Genomic DNA, 18752 nt, shown 5'->3' with positions numbered 1-18752 from the left:
TATGATGGAGATAACTCCATATGATTACCTTTTGCAATGAAAGGATGGTACTGTGTTCCAAACCTTATGGCAAAAGTATAGAAAAAGTATGCTATTCCCCAGCATACTGGTAGTCAGTGGCATTTTTTACTTCTATTTTTCGAATGTTAACTCTTCATCTCCCCAGGAAGAGCTTATCGAACCAATCCCACCTATTGAAGAAAACAACCCTATTGAACCTGCTGAGGAAGCGGTTGAACAGCAGGTATTTGTAGATATAAAGGGTGCTGTGATGCATCCAGGAGTTTATGAGCTACAGGCAGATCAGCGCATTATTGATGCTGTACAGCTTGCAGGTGGCTATACACAGGATGCCGACACACAGCTAATTAATCATGCGCAAAAAGTGCAGGATGAAATGGTCATTTATATACCAATAAAGGGCGAGCAACTAGACGAGATAGCCTCCACCATTTTAACAATGCCTGTACACGGAGCAGCACAAGCTGAGAGCAATAGTCAGGAGCAAAAAATCAATATCAATAAAGCAGATGCAGCAACCCTGACAACACTGCCTGGTATTGGTCCCTCGAAAGCTCAAAGTATTCTGACCTATCGAGAGGAAAATGGTCACTTTCAAACCATTGAGGATGTAAGGAAAATTAGTGGCATTGGTGATAAAACCTTTGAAAAGCTAAAGGACTTGATTACTGTAAAGTAGGTATTGTGATATTGACGCGTCTTTTCCAAAAGGGCTACACTAGAATAGGAAAACAACAAGAAAACTAGCACTTATTATGGATATTTTTGGAGGTAGTCATATGGAGCGAATTACTTGGGATCAATTTTTTATGGCACAAAGCCATTTACTCGCATTGCGTAGCACATGTACAAGATTAGCGGTAGGAGCAACCGTTGTGCGTGATAAACGCATTATCGCAGGGGGCTATAATGGCTCTATTACAGGTGATGAGCATTGCATTGAAAAGGGCTGCTATGTGGTGGACAACCACTGTGTGCGTACGGTGCATGCTGAAATGAATGCATTGTTGCAATGCGCTAAATACGGTACACCTACAAGAGGAGCAGACTTATATGTCACGCATTTTCCTTGTCTCCCATGTACAAAATCAATTATTCAAGCAGGTATTGAGCGTATCTATTATGCAACAGACTATAAAAATAATCCCTATGCTCAGGAATTATTTGCAAAAGCGGGGGTAGAGGTTGTGCACGTCCCGTTTGACGAACGTAAAATTGATTTTTTAAGCGATGAAAAACTAGCTCTATACACAGATATGCTGCAAGAGCTTCGCGAGAGTGGCGTGTCAGCTGAAAAATTGCTGCCCTATGAGCAAAGGGTGAGTGCATTATTTGGCAAAAGCATTAAAGCATAGATGGATATTTGTAGCGCTTGCTGTACTTGTAGCGTCCTTGGCGGCACACAAGACAGCAGGGTTACTCCTATGTTTACTTCTTTTAGCGCTATGGCTGCTATTAAAAGGAGAGACCCGTTTTCCTGCGCTATTAGTAATAATTAGTGGTTTACTATCTTATTTGTTTTTAATAACCTATCAGCTAGAAGAACCTTCCCCCTTACCAGCAACCTTCCCTTTAACGTGGACAGAAGACTATAAAATAAATGGCCAAAAGCTACGCGGCTTTGCTACAACCCCACATGGCGATAAGCTTTATATTGTTTATACATTTACATCCGCGCAGGAGAAAGCCTTTTATGAACAACAATCATTAGCAGGTATGACCTTTCTGGCAAAGGGTGAGCTGTCTGAGCCTAACCCTCCCGCACATGCCTATGCATTTTCAATGGCACACTATTTAACGAGTAAAGGAGCTACGAGCATTGTTGACATTAACGAGTGGACGTATGTCAAGAAGCAGCGTTCCATTCGTACTTCCCTTGCCACGCTTAGACATAGTATCAAAATGCATATTGAGAGAACCTTTCCTGTATCACTTGTCGCAGAGGCACAGGCATTGCTGATTGGCTTGCAGGATCACGTGGAGGAGGACTTGCAACGTGCCTATCAAAAACTTGGTATCACCCATTTATTTGCGATTTCAGGTTTACATGTAGCCTTGATATCTTGGCTGTTTTTTGAAGGCTGCCTGCGCCTAGGTGTTCGCAGGGAAATAGCGACAGTCGCACTAATAGTGTTACTACCTATTTATGGTGTTATTGCAGGTGGTGCGCCCTCTGTATGGCGAGCAGTTTCTGTTGTCGAATTAATCCTGCTACTGCGCTATCTAAAATGGGCAATTGCTATTGATGATGCGCTAGCAATAAGTTTTATAGGCTTTGTTTTACTTGAACCAGGTGTTATTTTTCAAATTGGTTTTCAATTATCTTATTTAGCAACAGCCAGTCTTATTTATTCAGGTGCGATATTGAAACGTACAAGGAACTGGCTGACACGTTCTTTCTTTATTACATTTGTCTGCCAGCTTCTTGTTTATCCATTATTACTCTATCATTTTTACGAACTCTCCATTTCCTCATTTTTAGTAAATATTTTCTTTGTTCCGTTGTTTTCCTTTGTAATATTACCTTTTAATATTGTGGCATTAGGTATCACTTATTTATCGTTGCCACTAGCCAATAAGCTATTTGCTGTCTATGAGCCACTACGTACATGGCTAACCAAGATGATTTTTGCTATCCAGGAGCTACCATTCCAGCTCTGGTCGCCAGGTAAACCATCTATTTGGCTAATGGTTCTAGCTATGCTAAGTGTACTGGTGGGCTTTTATTTTTTAGAAATAAAGCAGTATAAAAAATTAATGGCTGTATTGGTGATTCCTGCTATAGCCATTCATATGTCACCTATGCTGTTTCATGACACGAAAATTACCTTTTTAAATGTTGGGCAGGGAGATAGTATTGTAATTGAATTACCTTTTCGCCAAGCAGTTTATGTCATTGATTCTGGTGGTTTGCTACGCTTTGAGCAGGAGCAGTGGAAACAAGTAGATCAGCCCTATAAGATAGGTAAACAGATTGTTGTACCGTTTTTAAAGGGGAAAGGTATTCGAACGATTGATACCTTTATCGTGACACATGCAGATGCAGATCATGTAGAAGGGGCAGAGGAAATATTACAGGAGATTGCGATGAAGGAAATCCATGTGACGCCTGGCTCCTTGGATCAGGCTGCTATGACAGACTTACGAACAGAAGCTAAAAAGCAGCGTGTTCCTGTGAAAGAGAGGATGCAGGGCATGGGGTGGCATAAAGGGGGAACCGAGTTTTATTATTTATGGCCGCGTGATACTTTATACGAGGGAAATGATGATTCCCTTGTGTTATTGATGCGGCACAACAACTTTACAGCGCTATTAACAGGCGATCTGGAGGCAGAGGGCGAGCAGCAGCTTATTCAACAATATGGTCAGCAAATCAGCCATATAACATTGTTAAAGGCAGGTCATCATGGTAGTAAAACCTCAAGCACCGAGTCTTTTATTGAGCTACTACAGCCTCAACTAACAATTTTCAGTGCAGGGCTTAATAATCGTTATGGTCATCCTCATAAGGACGTAGTAGAGCGCTTTGTTCGTCGAAATTTAGCTACATTAACAACGGGTATTGATGGCACAATTGAAGTGCGTATTCGTGGGAGGCATTGGGCTGTTAGAGCTACAGAAAAAGACCTTGTCCAATAACCAAGGTCTTTTTCTTCATGCAATAAGTCCAGTTATTTTGCTACGAAATCTACGATAACTGCGATGATAAACATAATTGTAAAAACGCCAAATGATACGCCGAAGCCAACACCAGAATCAATTGCATCGTTACGTCGACATTGAATGTTTTTTCCTTCAAATGGATTCATTGATATCCCTCCAATTCTGTTATTTATTATAAGACAACATGATCATAAAAGCTATATCGAAAAGGCGATTTCCCCGTCTGGCAAGGAATCGACACAATTCAGTCAAAGACACAAAAACGGTAAAAATCATGTATACTGATAGTATTGCTAGATGGAGGGGAAATTATGATTTCAACGGCTTGGAATACAATTAAAAAAGGTGAGCTGGCACCAGTATATTTACTTGTTGGTGAAGAAAGCTATTTTATAGATGAGACCATTAAACGTTTAAAAGAGGCAATGGGCCCAGAGGAAGAGCTAGAGCTGACGGCATTCGATTTAGATGAGGAGCCAGTGGATGCGGTTATGGATGAGGCAGATACCATCCCCTTTTTCTCAGAACGTAAGCTTATTATTGCTAAAAATGCCTCGTTTTTAAAGGCAGCAGAGAAGGGGAAGGAAAAAATCGACCATGATGTGAAGCGACTGGAGGCATGGCTCGCCAATCCATCTGATTTTTCTGTCACAGTTTTTATTGCCCCTTATGAAAAATTGGATGAACGTAAAAAAGTAACAAAAATCATGAAGAAGCATGCTTTATACATTCAAGCAGAAACACCAAAGGAGCAAGATTTAACTGTTTGGCTTCAAGGTATTGTGAAGGCAGCAGGTAATTCGATTACACAAGATGCGATTGAACAACTTGTTGCAATGGTTGGAGCAAATATGCTGCAATTACAAATGGAAATAGACAAGCTAACTCTCTATTTAGGAGAGGGTGGTGAAATTACGGCCTCATTGGTAGAAGAGTTAGTGGCAAAAACTTTGGAAGAGGATGCCTTTAAAATGCTGAATGCTTATTTGGCGAATGATGCTGTTGGCGCTTTGACGATTTATCATGATTTACTGCGCCAAAAACAGGAGCCTATTATGCTTGTAGGTCTACTTGCCTCCAATGTTCGTACAATGTCGAATGTTTTTTATTTATTAAAAAAGGGCTATCATCCACAGCAAATTGCAAAAAATTTAAAAATCCATCCGTATCGTGTAAAGCTAATGGTTGAGCAACGCCACCGCCCTTCAGAGGAAAGTCTACTGCGGGCATTATACCAATTGGCTGAGGTTGATTTACAGTTAAAATCGACAGGTGGTAATCGTGAGCGCTATTTAGAACTTTTTTTATTACGACAGCTTTAACTTAGGAAAATCAAAAAGACCAGCTACCTTTAAAAGAGTAGTTGGTCTTTTACATCATTACGCTTTTTTAGCAAGGCGAGACTTTTTACGAGCCGCCGCATTTTTGTGGATAAGTCCTTTTGAAGCTGCTTTATCTAAAGATTTATAAGCCGCTTGTAAAAGCTCTTGTTTGTTATCAGCGTTAGCAGCAACAGCGTTTTCAGCTTTTTTAACTGTAGTACGCATTGCAGATTTAGCTTGAGAATTAGCAAGGTTTGCTTTTTCGTTTACTTTTACGCGTTTAATGGCAGATTTAATGTTTGGCATCTATTTCACCTCCTAAATTAGGTACGAGATGATAACTTCTCATTGATTTCTTGTGTCAATACAACAAAAATCATTTTAACAAACGCTTGGACAAATTGCAATAGATAAATGCAAAGAATATTTACTTGACAGTTTGAACAAACTATAGCTTGAGGTGAGCTGTATGCAAAATTTTAATTGGCAACGAACAGATTTAATCGATGAATCAGAAGAGGTAGTTGTCCATCAGACGAAAGAACAAAAAGAAAAGCTAGAACAGGCGAGCGGCATTCAAATAGAAGATCGGAATGCGGGTCGAGTAAAAATTACAGATGTTCTTGTAGACGCTGAAGGGGAAAAGCAAATTGGTAAAAAGGAAGGGCAGTATATTACACTTTCTGTCCCGACACTGACATTAGAAGATCGAGATGGCTTTGCACAACTAGAGCAGGAATTGCTTGTGAATTTCAAAAAAATGCATGATTCACTTTCTTGGCAAGAAGACGATAAAATTTTAATAGTTGGTTTGGGAAATCGTACCATTACACCAGATGCAATAGGTCCCTATTTAATTGATCATTTGCATAGTTTAGATGTCATTGATGAAAAATTTGTCATGTATGCTCCAGGTGTAACAGGACAAACGGGCTATGAAACAGGCGAGTTTGTAGCTGCCATTGCTAAGCGTCTACAGCCGAAATTAATCATTGTAGTGGATGCGCTTGCTACAAGAGCGAGTAATCGACTATGCAAAACAATTCAATTAACCGATACAGGCATCCATCCAGGCTCAGGGGTAGGCAATCAACGGCAAGAAATTTCCTATGAAATGCTTGGTATCCCTGTGACAGCTATTGGTATACCAACAGTGGTTGATGCGCCTGTATTAATTGCGGATGCGGTAGAAACAATGCTTCGCTCAATAGCTGCTCGTGTGGCTGAGCGTCATAAACCATCATCAAAGCTGTCTCTCTCCTCCTGGCAACCAGATATTCAGCAGGAGCTTGATATGTCTTTAGTACAGCCTATTTTTGGAGAATGGGCAACATGGTCGAGGGAGGAACGCCAGCAATTATTTGAAGAAACCTTGACAGGTGCACATACACAGCTAATGGTGACGCCAAAAGAAGCGGATTATTGGGTGGACCGCTATGCAAAATTAGTTGCCTCTATGTTAATGAATTGGGCAAGCGCTCTATAAAAACAGCTGTCTAAAATACTACAATTTATGCGAAAAACGAGAAAAATTTTTTCGTTCTAAATGCCATACCCCCTCCATACGATAAGGGGAGGAGGGTGTGACTTTGCTAAAAAAACTACAATGGTCATTTGGTCTATTATTGTTCTTTTTCGTATTACCTGTCATTGCTGGGCAACTTCCGTTCAACAAGCAAGCATCGACTCCGACGCAACAACCAGAAGATAAACAAGTCGTGTTTGCCGCTACTAATTTAGCTGAACAAAATGCACTTGAACAAACGAAAGAGCCTGAAGTAGCTGCTGATCCTTTTAAAGTGTTAGTGTTGTTTACACATTCACATGAAGCATATGAGCCAATGGTGAAAGCTGTAAGTGGTAAGGTAGCGACCTCTCATGAAACGGTCAATATTATGGGTTTTAAGGATAAGATTGTAAACCATTTTAATGTCAATGGCTTAACAACGAATGTATTGGATGTAGATGTGATGAAAGAATTAAAGCTAGAGGGCAAGGGCTATCATGAATCCTATAATGTGATGAGACCGCATCTAAGCAAGCATTTAGAAACAAATAATTATGATTTAATATTAGATTTACATCGTGATGCATTAAAGCATGAGTTAACAACTGTGGGGTATAATGGTGAGAATTATGCAAAAATTGCAATCGTTGTTGGTGCAGAGCATGCAAATTTCCGCTGGAATACTGCCTATGCTGAAAGTTTATCATCCACATTAAATGCAATTGTGCCTAAAATATCAAAAGGGGTTATTTCTAAAAGTGGTGATGGCGTTGATGGGCGCTACAATCAAGATTTAGCAAAGCAAATGATGATTGTGGAAATTGGTGGCATCGGCAATACTGAGGAAGAAGTCAATCGTACAATTGCCGTTTTAGGAAAAGCAATTGCCAAAGCATTTGTTAATGATACAAAAAAATAACTATATAGTAAAGGGAATATTAAGTCAGTGCCGCGCTGTTAACTGCGCCACTGGCTTTTTTCGGTTAATTACTTAGTGTAAGCCATTTTTTATAGGTGTATTAAAAAAACAACTATGTACGTTTCTACTAATCAAAAAGATTATTATACTGTCACTAATGAATAGAATCGCTACAAAAGGGTGAAATATAAGTAAACTTTTCCAACATTTTTTCTTTTTTATTATAATATTTTGAAAATAAGGAATTTGTGCTATACTTTCTAATAAGTGAATAGCAATTGCAGAATAAAGGTGCTCTTTTATAGAGCTTAATAGGGAATTCGGTGCAAAACCGAAGCTGTTTCCGCAACTGTAAGTGTAGATGACTACAGCGTAATACCACTGTCGAACGAGGAAAAATGCCTCCAGTAGATGGGAAGGTGCTGATTTTAGGATACACAAGCCAGGAGACCTGCCTTTATTTCATCGTATTAACTCTCTTCGGAAGCTAGGAGAACTTACGGCAAATAGACGGACAGGCAAACTGTATTTTACGCCTTTTTTCTGTTTTCCATTAGATGCTTCCCCCCTTTTTGGGAGAAGCATCTTTTTCTTTTTCGAGTTAATAGCAAGAACATTCACGAAATAATAAAATAGGAGGTTTTGCAAATGAAGATTTTCAAGAAATGGTGGCAATTAGCGTTTGCCCTGCTTTTAGCAGTTTCGCTTGTATCACCAACAGCAAGTGCCGCAGTATTACAGCCTGTAAACCAAGAACAACAAGCAACAACATTTGATGTTACATTATCTATTGATGGTTTATACGGTACAACTATTGTGCCAGAAACAATTGAGGATGTTGAAGCAGGGACAACGGCGCTAGAGCTTTTAGAACAAGTACTACAAGACAATAACAAACCCTATGTAGTAACTGTTCATCCTGTGTATGGGCCATACCTTGAATCAATTGATGGACTGGCTGCAGGGAGCTTAAATGGCTGGGATGGCTGGGTATATACAGTAAATGATATTAGCCCAACAGTTGGCTTAGGTGCTTACGTATTAGCTCCGAATGATGAAGTTCATGTGTATTACACTACATGGGCTCAGCTAAACACGCCAAGCACAGTTGCTGTAGATGATATAAATCCATCTGTTACGGTAAATTTAACTGGTGATTTATTGAATACGGGGACTGCTTCGAATTTAGCAAATTGGACAATTGACACAGGGACAACAGCATTAACAGCTCAGTCTGTTACTGTGAATACAAGCCAACAAGCTGTTATTACATTTGCAGGTCAAGCGGAAGAAGGCACTATTACGATTACAGCCTCTGCCAACGCATTACTTGGTAATTCAGCAAGCGAGCCACTTGAAGTGGACGTCCAATAGTTGGGTAAATTCATACTGACAAGGTGAAAGAATTCACCTTGTCAGTATTTAACTATTTATAGGGGAGTGAATTTTATATGGCTATATGGAAAAAGCAGCTACATATAGCGGTTATCTTTATTTTAATATTGTCGCTATTTTCTCCATCCATTACTGTAAAAGCACAGCATTTTGAAGGGGAAATATTCGATTCAATTATAGAAGATACTAGCGATATTGAACTTAATGATTCACCAGAGCAAGGCAATGCGAAAGAATCCAATAATGAACCAGAACTAGACAATTCAGCAGAACGGGATAATGTACTAAAATCTGAGAATGAAGTAGAGCATCTTATGCCACTACAGGATGCAATAGAATTTGCGCCCTTTTCAGGTAGTGAGATTCAGCTAAATACAGAGAAGCCTTTATTATTATTAGAAGGAGAAACATATCCACTTACTGTAACTGACGCAACAACAGAGGATAGTGCTATAGTTGTATGGTCTTCAAGCAAACCTAACATTGCGACAGTTGATGTCAATGGGCTCGTAACAGGCATTGCTATTGGAGATGCAGAAATTACTATTGCGATAGGTGCAGTATCTAAAACAATTAAAGTTCATGTTATTCCAGAGGCAGTAAAAGAAACAATAGATTTAATTATCGCACTGCCTGATGAATTAGAACCAACTGAAACGATCTATCAGCAATTACTTACGATCCGAGAAAAAGAAACTAATTTATCTAAGCTAAAAATACGAGATCTATTCGATAATACGTCTTATGACAAATTGCTACGTCAAAGAGAAGTTGAATTTACCATTAAATATATGGAGGATCCAGCTAACGCTACACCCGCAGTTGAGGAGATCACGACGTTAGATGAAAATCTTAGTGATCAACTAGAAAAAATACGTAAAGTATATACATCCTTTTTCTCAATTAGTGGTCGTTATCAGCCAACTGATTTGACATTAGAAGCACTTAATTATGCGTTAGCCAATAAAGAAGTTAAATATGCAATTCTTGCTATTGATACACTTCCTAAAATAGGGGATTTAACACCAGATCCAACTATAAAAGTGTTGCTTGACTATGCTAGAAAAAAATATGAGAGTATAACCAGCGTTCGACCAACACCTCCTTTATTTCCTGGTTTGCCTCCTGGAAATGAATCATTTAAAGTTGATGTAACAAATAGACAGGAACTTTTTGATAAAGAAGTTAAATATGTTGAACTATTAATTGATGCAATTGATACAAATAGCCCATTAGTAAAAAATCAATTAAAGGCAGCAAACGATGCATATAGTAACTTGAAGAAGCTCAAAGATGCTAGTAATAAGGCACAGCACACTAAAGTATCAAACTATAATGATCTCCTTGAAAAGGAGAAAATAATTAATGCAGAGGGCGATATTAACCAAGTTATTGCCAAAATTGATGCACTTCCTTCTGTAGAAGAACTTGTTTGGGCTGATTATCTAAAAATATTTGAAGCTCAACAAGCCTATGACCAATTATTAGCGATTCATAAAGAGCTAGTAACAAATTATGCTAAGCTAGGGGTTTTACAAAAGCGTCTTATACAATTACAGCCGCCAACAGTTGATACATATACTACTGTTGCCGAATATTTAACCAAAAATTTAAATAGTCCTGGTTATGGGTACGAATGGACGATGATAACATTAGCCCGCGGTGATCATTCTGCGAAGTATGCAACTTACTATGATCAATATTATCGTAATATTGTAAACCATGTAAAAGCCACGAATGGTGAAATAGATAAGCAAGCAACAGACTGGGCTCGCGTTATTATAGCTCTTACAGCAATTGGAAAAGACCCGACGGATGTTGCTGGCTATAATTTAGTTGATAGATTAGCAGATCTAAGCTTTATTACAGGGCAAGGAATAAACGCAACCATTTATTCATTAATTGCACTGGATACATGGGGGTTTGAACTACCTGCAACTGCAACAACAACACGGGATAAATTAATTCAGCATATTTTATCTAAGGAAATTCAAAATAGCGGAGGATTTGCATGGAGTGGAAGTGTAGCTGACCCAGATATGATAGGCATGGTGCTTCAGGCATTAGCACCCTATCAAAACAGATCGGATGTGGCAGCTGTCACGAATCGAGCAATAGCTAAATTGGCAGCTATCCAAACAGCGAATGGTGGCTATATATCGACGGCAGGCAGTTCTGAAGCTGCTGAAAGTGCTGCTCAAGTTGTCACCGCCCTTGCTAGCTTGGGCATTGATGCCAACAAAGACCCTCGCTTTAATAAAGTTATTGCTAATATGATGACATTTAGCGCTGGTGATGGTGGCTTTAAGCATATCCATAGCCAATCGAAAGCAGATGGCATGGGAACCGTGCAAGTTGGTTATACATTAGCAGCCTACAATCGTTTACTAAGTGGACAAACGGCGCTTTATGATATGTCAGATACGAAAGATCGACCATCAACTCCAGGGGATAAGGACGGAGATGGTGATGATGACGAGGAGCCTTCCCCTCCTGATAACAATGGCAATCAGCCATCTGTTCCTTCTGAAGAAATTGGTTATGCAACGGTTTCCATTCGAATTTCGTCATCTGAAGTTCCATTAAAACCGACAGCAACTAAGTTATTTGCTGGTGAAACTGCTTTTGATGTTTTACAACGAGCAGCAGAAGAAAACGGGGTTGCCCTAAGCTATCGTCAAACAGAATATGGCATATATGTTGATGGAATTGCGGGGCTTTATGAATTCGATCGAGGTCCTTTAAGTGGTTGGATGTACCGAGTCAATGGCAAATATCCTTCATATTCAGCAGCCAATTACACACTCTCTCCAAATGACGCTGTTGAATGGCTATACACAACTGATTTAGGAAAAGATATTGGTGGCTATGTGGAAGGAATAGAGGATAAACTCGCTGTTGAAGAAGAGAAAAAACAATGTGCTGAGGAAGCAACAGAAAATTGTCTGGAGTTAGAAGAAAAGCCATGTACAGATGAAGAGTGTATAGAAGAATCCAAGAATGAAAATAACAAAGAGGAAAAAGATAGCTTAGTAGTTGAAATTACGATTGAAGAAAACGCTAATAAAGTCGTACTTACACCTCAAAATATTCAAGAATACATGGATAAAAATATTCAAAAACTTGTGATTCAGAAGGAAAACCAATTCAAATTCGAGGTGGCTACCTCTGTATTTGCTGGAATTAAACTTGCTGAATCTGAGAACATCATGGCTGCTGTAACGAAAGAGACAGGACAACAACAATTTACAGTGACATTTGGTATTGAAACAAAGCAAGGAAATCTAAAGCCCATTTCTTTAGGAAAGGAGTATTTAAAAGTAACGCTACCAGCCAACGATCTAAAGCCAAACAGCGTTGTTTTACAGCTTGTAGGTGACGAATATAAACCTGTTCCACATAAAATTGTGGATGGCGAAATTGTTTTATTTACAAAAGCAGGTGGTACATTTGTGATCATAGAGAATGCAGTAACCTTTAAAGATATCGCGCATTTAGCAAATAAAGAGGAAATTGAGTTTTTAGCGAATCGTCTTGTTATTAAAGGTGTTACATCAGACACGTTTGGCCCAACTCAACCAATTACACGTGCACAGTTAGCAGCATTAGTAAGCCGTGCCCTTGGTTTACAAGCAACTGGTACAAATCCTTTCCGTGATACGGCTGGTAAATGGTATGAGGCAGATATTCAAGCGCTATATGAGGCGGGGATTACAAACGGAGTAACAGCTACAACCTTTAATCCACAGGCCCATATTACACGTGAACAGGCTGCTGCATTTATGGCACGTGTTTTAGAATATTTAGATGCTGATATGAAGAATAACAATGGAGAAATTCATTTCAAGGACATTCACAATATTAGTGCTGAATATCTACCATATATCGAGCTATTAAATAGCCTTGATATTATGACGGGTAAGACAAATGGCTCTTTTGATCCAAAAACATCATTAACACGTGAACAAACAGCAAAAATTTTAAAACGTACGTTAAATACTGCAGGTATGATGTAATTTTCTAGGCTAACCCAATTGCAGAAAGCTTTTGGGTTAGTACTTTTTAGAATGGAGGTTATCCAAATGAAGCAAAGATTATTCATGCTTATCATGATGCTATTGGCATTCGTGTTAATTGTAACGCCAGTTTCCGCTCAAAATATTTCTACTGTAGATGCTTACAAAACGACTGGGCAATTTATGGTGACAAAAGCACCAAATCCTGCTTTTGGTGATGAATGGTTTATTATTGCACTTGCCCGTGGCGAATACAATGTTCCTGATGGCTATTACGATCAATACTATGCAAATGTTGTAAAACATATACAGGCAGTAAAAGGTGAATTACACAATCGTAAATATACGGAATATTCACGTTTAATTATTGCCCTTACTGCTATCGGAAAAGATCCTACGAATGTGGGTGGCTATAATTTAGTCGAAAAATTAAGTGATTTTGATAAAGTTGTATGGCAAGGTCCCAATGGTGCTTATTTTGCTTTAATTGCTTTAGATACATGGGACTTTGAGCTTTCTAAAACAGCTACAACTACTCGCGAGAAATTGATTCAACATATACTAGCAAAGCAATTGCCTGATGGGGGCTGGGATTTATCGGGGACGAAGGCAGACCCAGATATGACTGCAATGGCTATTCAAGCCCTTTCCACGTATAAGGATCAACCAGATGTGAAGACATCCATTGATAAGGCACTTCATACATTAACAAGTTTACAAGGAGCTGATGGCAGTTACAAAAGCTGGGGCACAACCAACTTAGAAAGCACAGCACAGGTTATTACAGCACTTGCCAGTTTAAATATTGATGCCAACAAAGATGAGCGCTTCCATAAGCTATTTGCAAGCTTTTTCACCTTCTACCATGCAAAAGACGGTGGCTTCAAGCATGTATTAACTGAGGGAGCGGCTAATGGCATGGCAACAGAGCAGGCTTCTTATACACTAGCAGCCTATAATCGATTACTTGCAGGCAAAACAAAGCTTTATGATACATCCGATAAAAAGCCTAATAGCTCATCTACCCCGACTCAGCCTACAGCTCCTCCTGTGAAAGTGAGCTTTAAAGATACACAATCTCACTGGGCAAAGTCTGATATCGAAGCGGCTGTGGCGAAAGGGCTGTTAAAGGGCTATGAAGACAATACATTTAAGCCGAATAATAATTTAACACGGGTACAGGCTATATCGATTTTAGTGCGTGCTCTTCATTTAACAGGCTCTGGCAATGCACCTTTCACAGATATTAATGCCTATCCAAATGACATAAAACAAGAAATTGGAGCTGCCTATGAGGCAAAGTTATTAGGGGTAAAGTCCAATAAGCTTTCACCATCTTCTCCAATCTCACGTGAAGAGCTGGCAGTTATGCTGGCAAGAGCCTATGCATTTAAAACAGATAAACCATATGTACCGAAAAATAATGCACCTTTCAACGATATTGCAAAATTATCACAGGAATCGCAGCAAGCCATTACATTTTTATATGATTTTAACATTGCCCAGGGAGCGAATGGATCATTTAGCCCTACGGATGTTCTTACGCGTGCACAAGCAGCTAAAATGTATGTTAATTTCTTAAAGGTAGTTGAAGATTAGTATGAAAAGATTTCTACATTTTTTCTTTATCTCGTTGCTTGTTGTTTTTTTAACAGCATGTAATATTCAAACCGTAGAGAAATTTGAGCAAATGCAGGATGAGGAACGGAGCATGGAAACCCGACCGTCTCCTGGGCAGCCTGAAGTCGAAGAACAGACTCCCTTAGTAGAAAATAAGATGGTTGTGGAAGAACAAGAAGAGCAGGAGCCTGAGGTAGATGAAAAGGTTCAATTAGAGGAGCGGGAGAAAGCCCCTCAGCAACGGGTAGAAAAGCAAGAAGTACCACCACCAGCACCAAATATAAAAACAGAGCAGCCTATGGTTCAAAAAGGCGATCATCAGCCAACAACAAATACAGCTACTCCCTCAGCAGAAGAACCTAAGCCACAAGTAACCGAAAAGCAGCAACAGCCAGCACCTAAAAAACGCGCTGTAACCATTGCAATCCGTGTTGATACATTGCTAAAGCATTGGGATAAGCTAGACCCTGCACTACAAAGTGAGAAATATGTCCCGAAAAATGGCGTTATCCTGAAACCAACAACCTATGAACTATTATCAGAGCATGATACTGTTTGGGATGTGCTGCAACGCGCAACAAAGGAGCATAAAATTCAAATGGAGTATCAAGGGGCCAATGAAAATATGTATAACAGTGTCTATGTAGAAGGGATTAACCATTTATATGAATTTAGTGCAGGTGAATTAAGTGGCTGGATGTACAAAGTGAATGGGGTCTATCCAAATTACGGTTGTAGTCAATACGTTTTAAAGGATGGCGATGTCATTGAATGGAACTACACAGTCGATTTAGGTCGCGACTTAGGACATTATTGGGATGGTGAATAATGAAGGCATTTGAAACATTTCATCCTATCGTACTTTTTGCTTTTTTTGTAGCAGCTGTTGGCTTATCGATGTTTTTTATGCATCCAGTCTATTTGGCAATTACTTTTTTTTCGGCTATTAGCTTAAATATTGCTTTACGTAGACAGCTATTTTTTAAGGACTGGAAGCTATATGTACCACTGTTTTTCTTAATGGCGATTATTAACCCACTGATTAGCCATAATGGTCAGCTCGTATTACTTTATATCAATGGCAATGCCCTTACTGTGGAGGCAATTATGTATGGACTTGCCATTGCCACGATGATTGTCGCTGTGATGCTCTGGTTTAGCTGCTACAATGTGGTGATGACATCGGATAAATTTATTTATTTATTTGGCAAAGTATCACCAGCCTTGTCACTAACCTTATCTATTTCATTGCGCTTAGTTCCACGCTTTCGGCATCAGCTAACGCAAATCATACAGGCACAAAAGGTTATTGGCATGGATTATACTGCTGGCTCATTATGGCATCGCATCAAATGCATCGTGCGCATTTTATCTATTTTAATTACGTGGGCATTAGAGAATGCAATTGATACGGCAGATTCGATGAAAGCTCGCGGCTATGGTGTGAAAAAGAGAACAGCCTTTTCGCTTTTTATTTTTGAGCGTCGCGATGGCATTGCTCTAACGATAATTATGCTACTTTTTGTTACGAACCTCGCTGCGAGTTTTCTTGGTACAACAACCTTTTATTTCTATCCAACATTTGGAACTATTAAATGGGACATTGATAGTCTATTGTTTTATAGCAGCTATTTCCTGCTGCTGTCTATCCCATTAGCAATTGAAATCAGGGAGGCGTTCAAATGGCGCTCGTTAAAATCGACAATGTAAGTTTTACTTATCCTAATGAGACAAGCCCTGTATTAAAAAATATTCATGTAACAATTCAGCAAGGTGAGTTTATCGTGCTGATAGGGCAATCGGGCTGTGGAAAAAGCACGTTGCTACGGCATTTCAAGCGTGAGCTACAACCACATGGAGAAATGGCGGGGCAAATTTTTTATAAAGGCTGCGATTTACAACAATTAAATGCTGAAGTTGCAGCAGCAGATATTGGCTATGTTTTTCAAAATCCTGATAATCAAATTGTTACAGATAAAGTATGGCATGAGCTCGCTTTTGGGTTAGAAAGCTTGGGGCTTGATTCAGTAACAATTCGCCGAAGAGTAGCTGAAATGGCAAATTTTTTCGGCATTCAAAAATGGTTTCATCAAAAAACAACGGCGCTTTCCGGTGGACAAAAGCAGCTATTAAATTTAGCCTCTATTATGGTGATGCAGCCAAAGTTATTGCTATTAGATGAACCGACATCGCAATTAGACCCAATCGCTGCGTTGGAATTTATTCAAACATTGCATCGCTTAAATAAGGAACTGGGTATTACCATTATTTTAATTGAGCATCGCCTTGAGGAGGTGTTGCCTCTCGCAGATCGCGTATTGATTATGGACAGTGGAGAAATTTTATTCGATGGTTTACCAAGGGACATTTTAATGACATTGCCAAAAGAGCATGCGATGATTACTGCATTGCCGGCAGCGACAAAAATTTTCCACCGGCTTAATGGTGTCGGATCTATTCCGCTGACGATTCGTGAAGGGCAGCGCTGGCTTCATAATCAACAAGTGACGCCAGCAGATATGTCACCTACAATATCGTACAATGACACAGCTATTGCAGTAGAAGCAAAGGATGTTGCCTTTCGTTATGAAAAAAATGGTCAGGATATTGTCTATCATTTTAACTTACAAGTGAAGGAGCAGGAATTTTTAACGATCATCGGCGGTAATGGTACAGGCAAGTCTACGGTGCTTGCTATTTTGGCAGGGCTTCAAAAGCCTTATCGTGGCAAAGTGACTTTATTCAATAAAGCCTTAAAAAGCTATAGCAATAAACAATTGTATCAACAATTTTTAACGTTATTACCGCAAGATCCAAAAACATTATTTGTGCAAAAAACAGTGCGCCAAGAGCTAGAGGATATGGCTCGTTTACATAAAGTAACAGAAGCAAATATGCAAAAAACGATTCAGTTATTTCATTTAACGCATTTATTAAATCGTCATCCCTATGATTTAAGTGGTGGGGAACAGCAAAAATTAGCACTCGCTAAGCTTTTATTAATAGAGCCGAAAATTTTGTTACTAGATGAGCCAACAAAGGGGCTTGATGCACATGCAAAGGAAGAACTAGCCGAAATATTAAAGGATTTACAAGCTAAAGGAATGACAATTATTATGGTGACACATGATATTGAATTTTCAGCACAGTACAGCAGCAGATGTGCCTTATTTTTCGATGGTAGTATCGTATCTGAGGATGAGCCGCGCGCATTTTATAGCGGCAATAATTTTTATACAACTGCCGCACATCGCATATCCCGAGAGCTACTAAGCAATGCCATTACATGTGAGGATGTTGTTACGTTATGTCAAAAAACATTCGTCTAATGATCTCATTCCTTGTTATTTTTGTGCTAATACCACTTACTTTATATGCGGGTATTACCCTATTTGCTGATCGAAAATATTATTTTATTTCGATTGCCATTATTATTTTAGCATGTGTTCCTTTCTTTCTATCTTTTGAACGTCGCAAGCCACAGCCACGTGAAATTTTAGTCATTGCTGTGATGGCTGCTATTTCTGTGGCAGGTCGTGCCTTATTTGTTATTACCCCTGGCTTTAAGCCTGTTGCAGCCATTACAGCCATTACAGGTTTTTCACTTGGAGCAGAGGCAGGCTTTTTAACAGGCGCTCTTTCCGCATTGGTGTCGAATATGTTTTTTGGGCAAGGGCCATGGACACCCTTTCAAATGTTTATGTGGGGGATGATTGGCTTTATAGCAGGCTTATTAGGGAAAACGGGGCTGATGCATAAAAAAATTTCTCTTATCTTATTCGGTATTTTCGCAGGCGTATTCTTTTCCTTTGGTATGGATATTTGGGGAACAATATCTATGTACGGTGTGTTTAGCTGGCAGGCTTATACACTGGCATTAACTTCAGCAGTGCCGTTTATGATGGTTTATGCGGTTTCAAATGTTATCTTTTTATTATTATTAGAAAAGCCAATAAGAGAAAAGCTAGAGCGTATTAAAAATAAATATGGCATATTACAGTAAATAATCCGTCATATGTTCCTTTATAAAGCAAGCTAAAAGTGCTCATTTCAAACAGTGGGCACTTTTTATTAGCCACAAACGAATGAACCCTAATCTGTTATTGCTCATATATTCTTATATATTAGCTCCGAATACTGCTCTATTTAACTCCAAATCCGACCGTGTTTCGCAAAACCTAAAAATGTTCTAGTATACGTCAAGCATTGATAGTATAGGCTTTTGCATGGAGTTGCTGTTGTACTTTGCCTAACGTTCATAGTATAATTCAGTATAGTTTAATTAGGAG

15 protein-coding genes and 1 riboswitch are annotated in these 18752 nt (G+C 39.2%); of the genes, 13 read left to right on the top strand and 2 right to left on the bottom strand.

The genetic code is table 11. The annotated features are described in order from the left end of the window. Positions 1-52: 52 nt before the first annotated feature. The 3 genes from MHB44_RS15100 to MHB44_RS15090 all read left to right on the top strand — a co-directional run bounded on the left by MHB44_RS15100 (position 53) and on the right by MHB44_RS15090 (position 3660). A complete protein-coding gene (locus MHB44_RS15100) occupies positions 53-700 on the top strand; it encodes a helix-hairpin-helix domain-containing protein (RefSeq protein WP_341299846.1) in 648 nt (215 codons plus the stop codon). Positions 701-800: 100 nt separating this feature from the next. Further along, positions 801-1376 carry a ComE operon protein 2 gene (locus MHB44_RS15095; protein WP_053996225.1) on the top strand — a complete coding sequence of 192 codons (576 nt, stop codon included), beginning with the start codon at positions 801-803 and terminating at the stop codon, positions 1374-1376. Beyond that, positions 1354-3660, top strand: coding sequence for a DNA internalization-related competence protein ComEC/Rec2 (locus MHB44_RS15090; protein ID WP_341299845.1), 2307 nt, complete (start codon positions 1354-1356; stop codon positions 3658-3660). The genes MHB44_RS15095 and MHB44_RS15090 overlap by 23 nt, the downstream gene beginning before the upstream one ends. Positions 3661-3692: 32 nt before the next feature. Here the strand turns inward: MHB44_RS15090 and MHB44_RS15085 are convergent, their stop codons facing one another. Then, the gene (locus MHB44_RS15085; protein ID WP_341299844.1) at positions 3693-3830 is read right to left on the bottom strand and encodes a YqzM family protein; all 138 of its coding nucleotides are present in this window, start codon (positions 3828-3830) and stop codon (positions 3693-3695) included. 165 nt (positions 3831-3995) lie between these two features. Between MHB44_RS15085 and holA the strand changes: the two genes are divergently transcribed. Then, positions 3996-5006: a DNA polymerase III subunit delta gene (holA, locus tag MHB44_RS15080; protein ID WP_341299843.1), complete on the top strand. Its 1011-nt coding sequence runs from the start codon at positions 3996-3998 to the stop codon at positions 5004-5006. Positions 5007-5063: 57 nt separating this feature from the next. Here holA and rpsT read toward each other — a convergent pair whose 3' ends face one another. Beyond that, complete coding sequence (gene rpsT, locus MHB44_RS15075; RefSeq protein WP_053996223.1) at positions 5064-5312, bottom strand: 30S ribosomal protein S20; 249 nt, start codon at positions 5310-5312, stop codon at positions 5064-5066. Positions 5313-5475: 163 nt separating this feature from the next. Here rpsT and gpr point away from each other — a divergent pair, with 163 nt between their 5' ends. The 9 genes from gpr (at position 5476) to MHB44_RS15030 (ending at position 18466) form a co-directional block, all read left to right on the top strand. Then, the gene (gpr, locus tag MHB44_RS15070; RefSeq protein WP_341299842.1) at positions 5476-6492 is read left to right on the top strand and encodes a GPR endopeptidase; all 1017 of its coding nucleotides are present in this window, start codon (positions 5476-5478) and stop codon (positions 6490-6492) included. Positions 6493-6589: 97 nt separating this feature from the next. After that, positions 6590-7432, top strand: a complete 843-nt coding sequence (spoIIP, locus tag MHB44_RS15065) for a stage II sporulation protein P (RefSeq protein ID WP_341299841.1) — start codon at positions 6590-6592, stop codon at positions 7430-7432. 272 nt (positions 7433-7704) lie between these two features. Then, positions 7705-7906, top strand: a riboswitch (cobalamin riboswitch). 174 nt (positions 7907-8080) lie between these two features. Further along, positions 8081-8806 carry a DUF4430 domain-containing protein gene (locus MHB44_RS15060; protein WP_341299840.1) on the top strand — a complete coding sequence of 242 codons (726 nt, stop codon included), beginning with the start codon at positions 8081-8083 and terminating at the stop codon, positions 8804-8806. Between the two features lie 77 nt (positions 8807-8883). Continuing rightward, positions 8884-12843, top strand: a complete 3960-nt coding sequence (locus MHB44_RS15055) for an S-layer homology domain-containing protein (protein ID WP_341299839.1) — start codon at positions 8884-8886, stop codon at positions 12841-12843. 66 nt (positions 12844-12909) lie between these two features. After that, a complete protein-coding gene (locus MHB44_RS15050; protein ID WP_341299838.1) occupies positions 12910-14442 on the top strand; it encodes an S-layer homology domain-containing protein in 1533 nt (510 codons plus the stop codon). Position 14443: 1 nt separating this feature from the next. Continuing rightward, a complete protein-coding gene (locus tag MHB44_RS15045; protein ID WP_341299837.1) occupies positions 14444-15292 on the top strand; it encodes a DUF4430 domain-containing protein in 849 nt (282 codons plus the stop codon). After that, positions 15292-16173, top strand: a complete 882-nt coding sequence (locus MHB44_RS15040) for an energy-coupling factor transporter transmembrane component T (protein ID WP_341299836.1) — start codon at positions 15292-15294, stop codon at positions 16171-16173. The genes MHB44_RS15045 and MHB44_RS15040 overlap by 1 nt, the downstream gene beginning before the upstream one ends. Then, a complete protein-coding gene (locus MHB44_RS15035) occupies positions 16146-17792 on the top strand; it encodes an ABC transporter ATP-binding protein (protein ID WP_053996215.1) in 1647 nt (548 codons plus the stop codon). Before MHB44_RS15040 ends, MHB44_RS15035 begins: the two co-directional genes overlap by 28 nt. After that, positions 17771-18466, top strand: coding sequence for an ECF transporter S component (locus tag MHB44_RS15030; RefSeq protein WP_340806582.1), 696 nt, complete (start codon positions 17771-17773; stop codon positions 18464-18466). Before MHB44_RS15035 ends, MHB44_RS15030 begins: the two co-directional genes overlap by 22 nt. Positions 18467-18752 lie beyond the last annotated feature (286 nt).

This window comes from Lysinibacillus sp. FSL H8-0500 (assembly GCF_038051955.1).
GTDB classification, from domain to species: Bacteria; Bacillota; Bacilli; order Bacillales_A; family Planococcaceae; genus Lysinibacillus; species Lysinibacillus macroides.
Note: the sequence above shows the minus strand (reverse complement) of the source record. Positions and strands in the feature narration are given on the sequence as shown.

Excerpts from the sequence above, each read along its gene's own strand:
- MHB44_RS15055 (WP_341299839.1), top strand. The coding sequence starts at position 8,884 with ATGGCTATATGGAAAAAGCAGCTACATATAGCGGTTATCTTTATTTTA.
- MHB44_RS15085 (WP_341299844.1), bottom strand. The coding sequence starts at position 3,830 with ATGAATCCATTTGAAGGAAAAAACATTCAATGTCGACGTAACGATGCA.
- MHB44_RS15045 (WP_341299837.1), top strand. The coding sequence starts at position 14,444 with ATGAAAAGATTTCTACATTTTTTCTTTATCTCGTTGCTTGTTGTTTTT.
- MHB44_RS15040 (WP_341299836.1), top strand. The coding sequence starts at position 15,292 with ATGAAGGCATTTGAAACATTTCATCCTATCGTACTTTTTGCTTTTTTT.
- holA (WP_341299843.1), top strand. The coding sequence starts at position 3,996 with ATGATTTCAACGGCTTGGAATACAATTAAAAAAGGTGAGCTGGCACCA.
- MHB44_RS15035 (WP_053996215.1), top strand. The coding sequence starts at position 16,146 with ATGGCGCTCGTTAAAATCGACAATGTAAGTTTTACTTATCCTAATGAG.
- rpsT (WP_053996223.1), bottom strand. The coding sequence starts at position 5,312 with ATGCCAAACATTAAATCTGCCATTAAACGCGTAAAAGTAAACGAAAAA.
- MHB44_RS15060 (WP_341299840.1), top strand. The coding sequence starts at position 8,081 with ATGAAGATTTTCAAGAAATGGTGGCAATTAGCGTTTGCCCTGCTTTTA.
- MHB44_RS15030 (WP_340806582.1), top strand. The coding sequence starts at position 17,771 with ATGTCAAAAAACATTCGTCTAATGATCTCATTCCTTGTTATTTTTGTG.
- gpr (WP_341299842.1), top strand. The coding sequence starts at position 5,476 with ATGCAAAATTTTAATTGGCAACGAACAGATTTAATCGATGAATCAGAA.
- MHB44_RS15050 (WP_341299838.1), top strand. The coding sequence starts at position 12,910 with ATGAAGCAAAGATTATTCATGCTTATCATGATGCTATTGGCATTCGTG.
- MHB44_RS15095 (WP_053996225.1), top strand. The coding sequence starts at position 801 with ATGGAGCGAATTACTTGGGATCAATTTTTTATGGCACAAAGCCATTTA.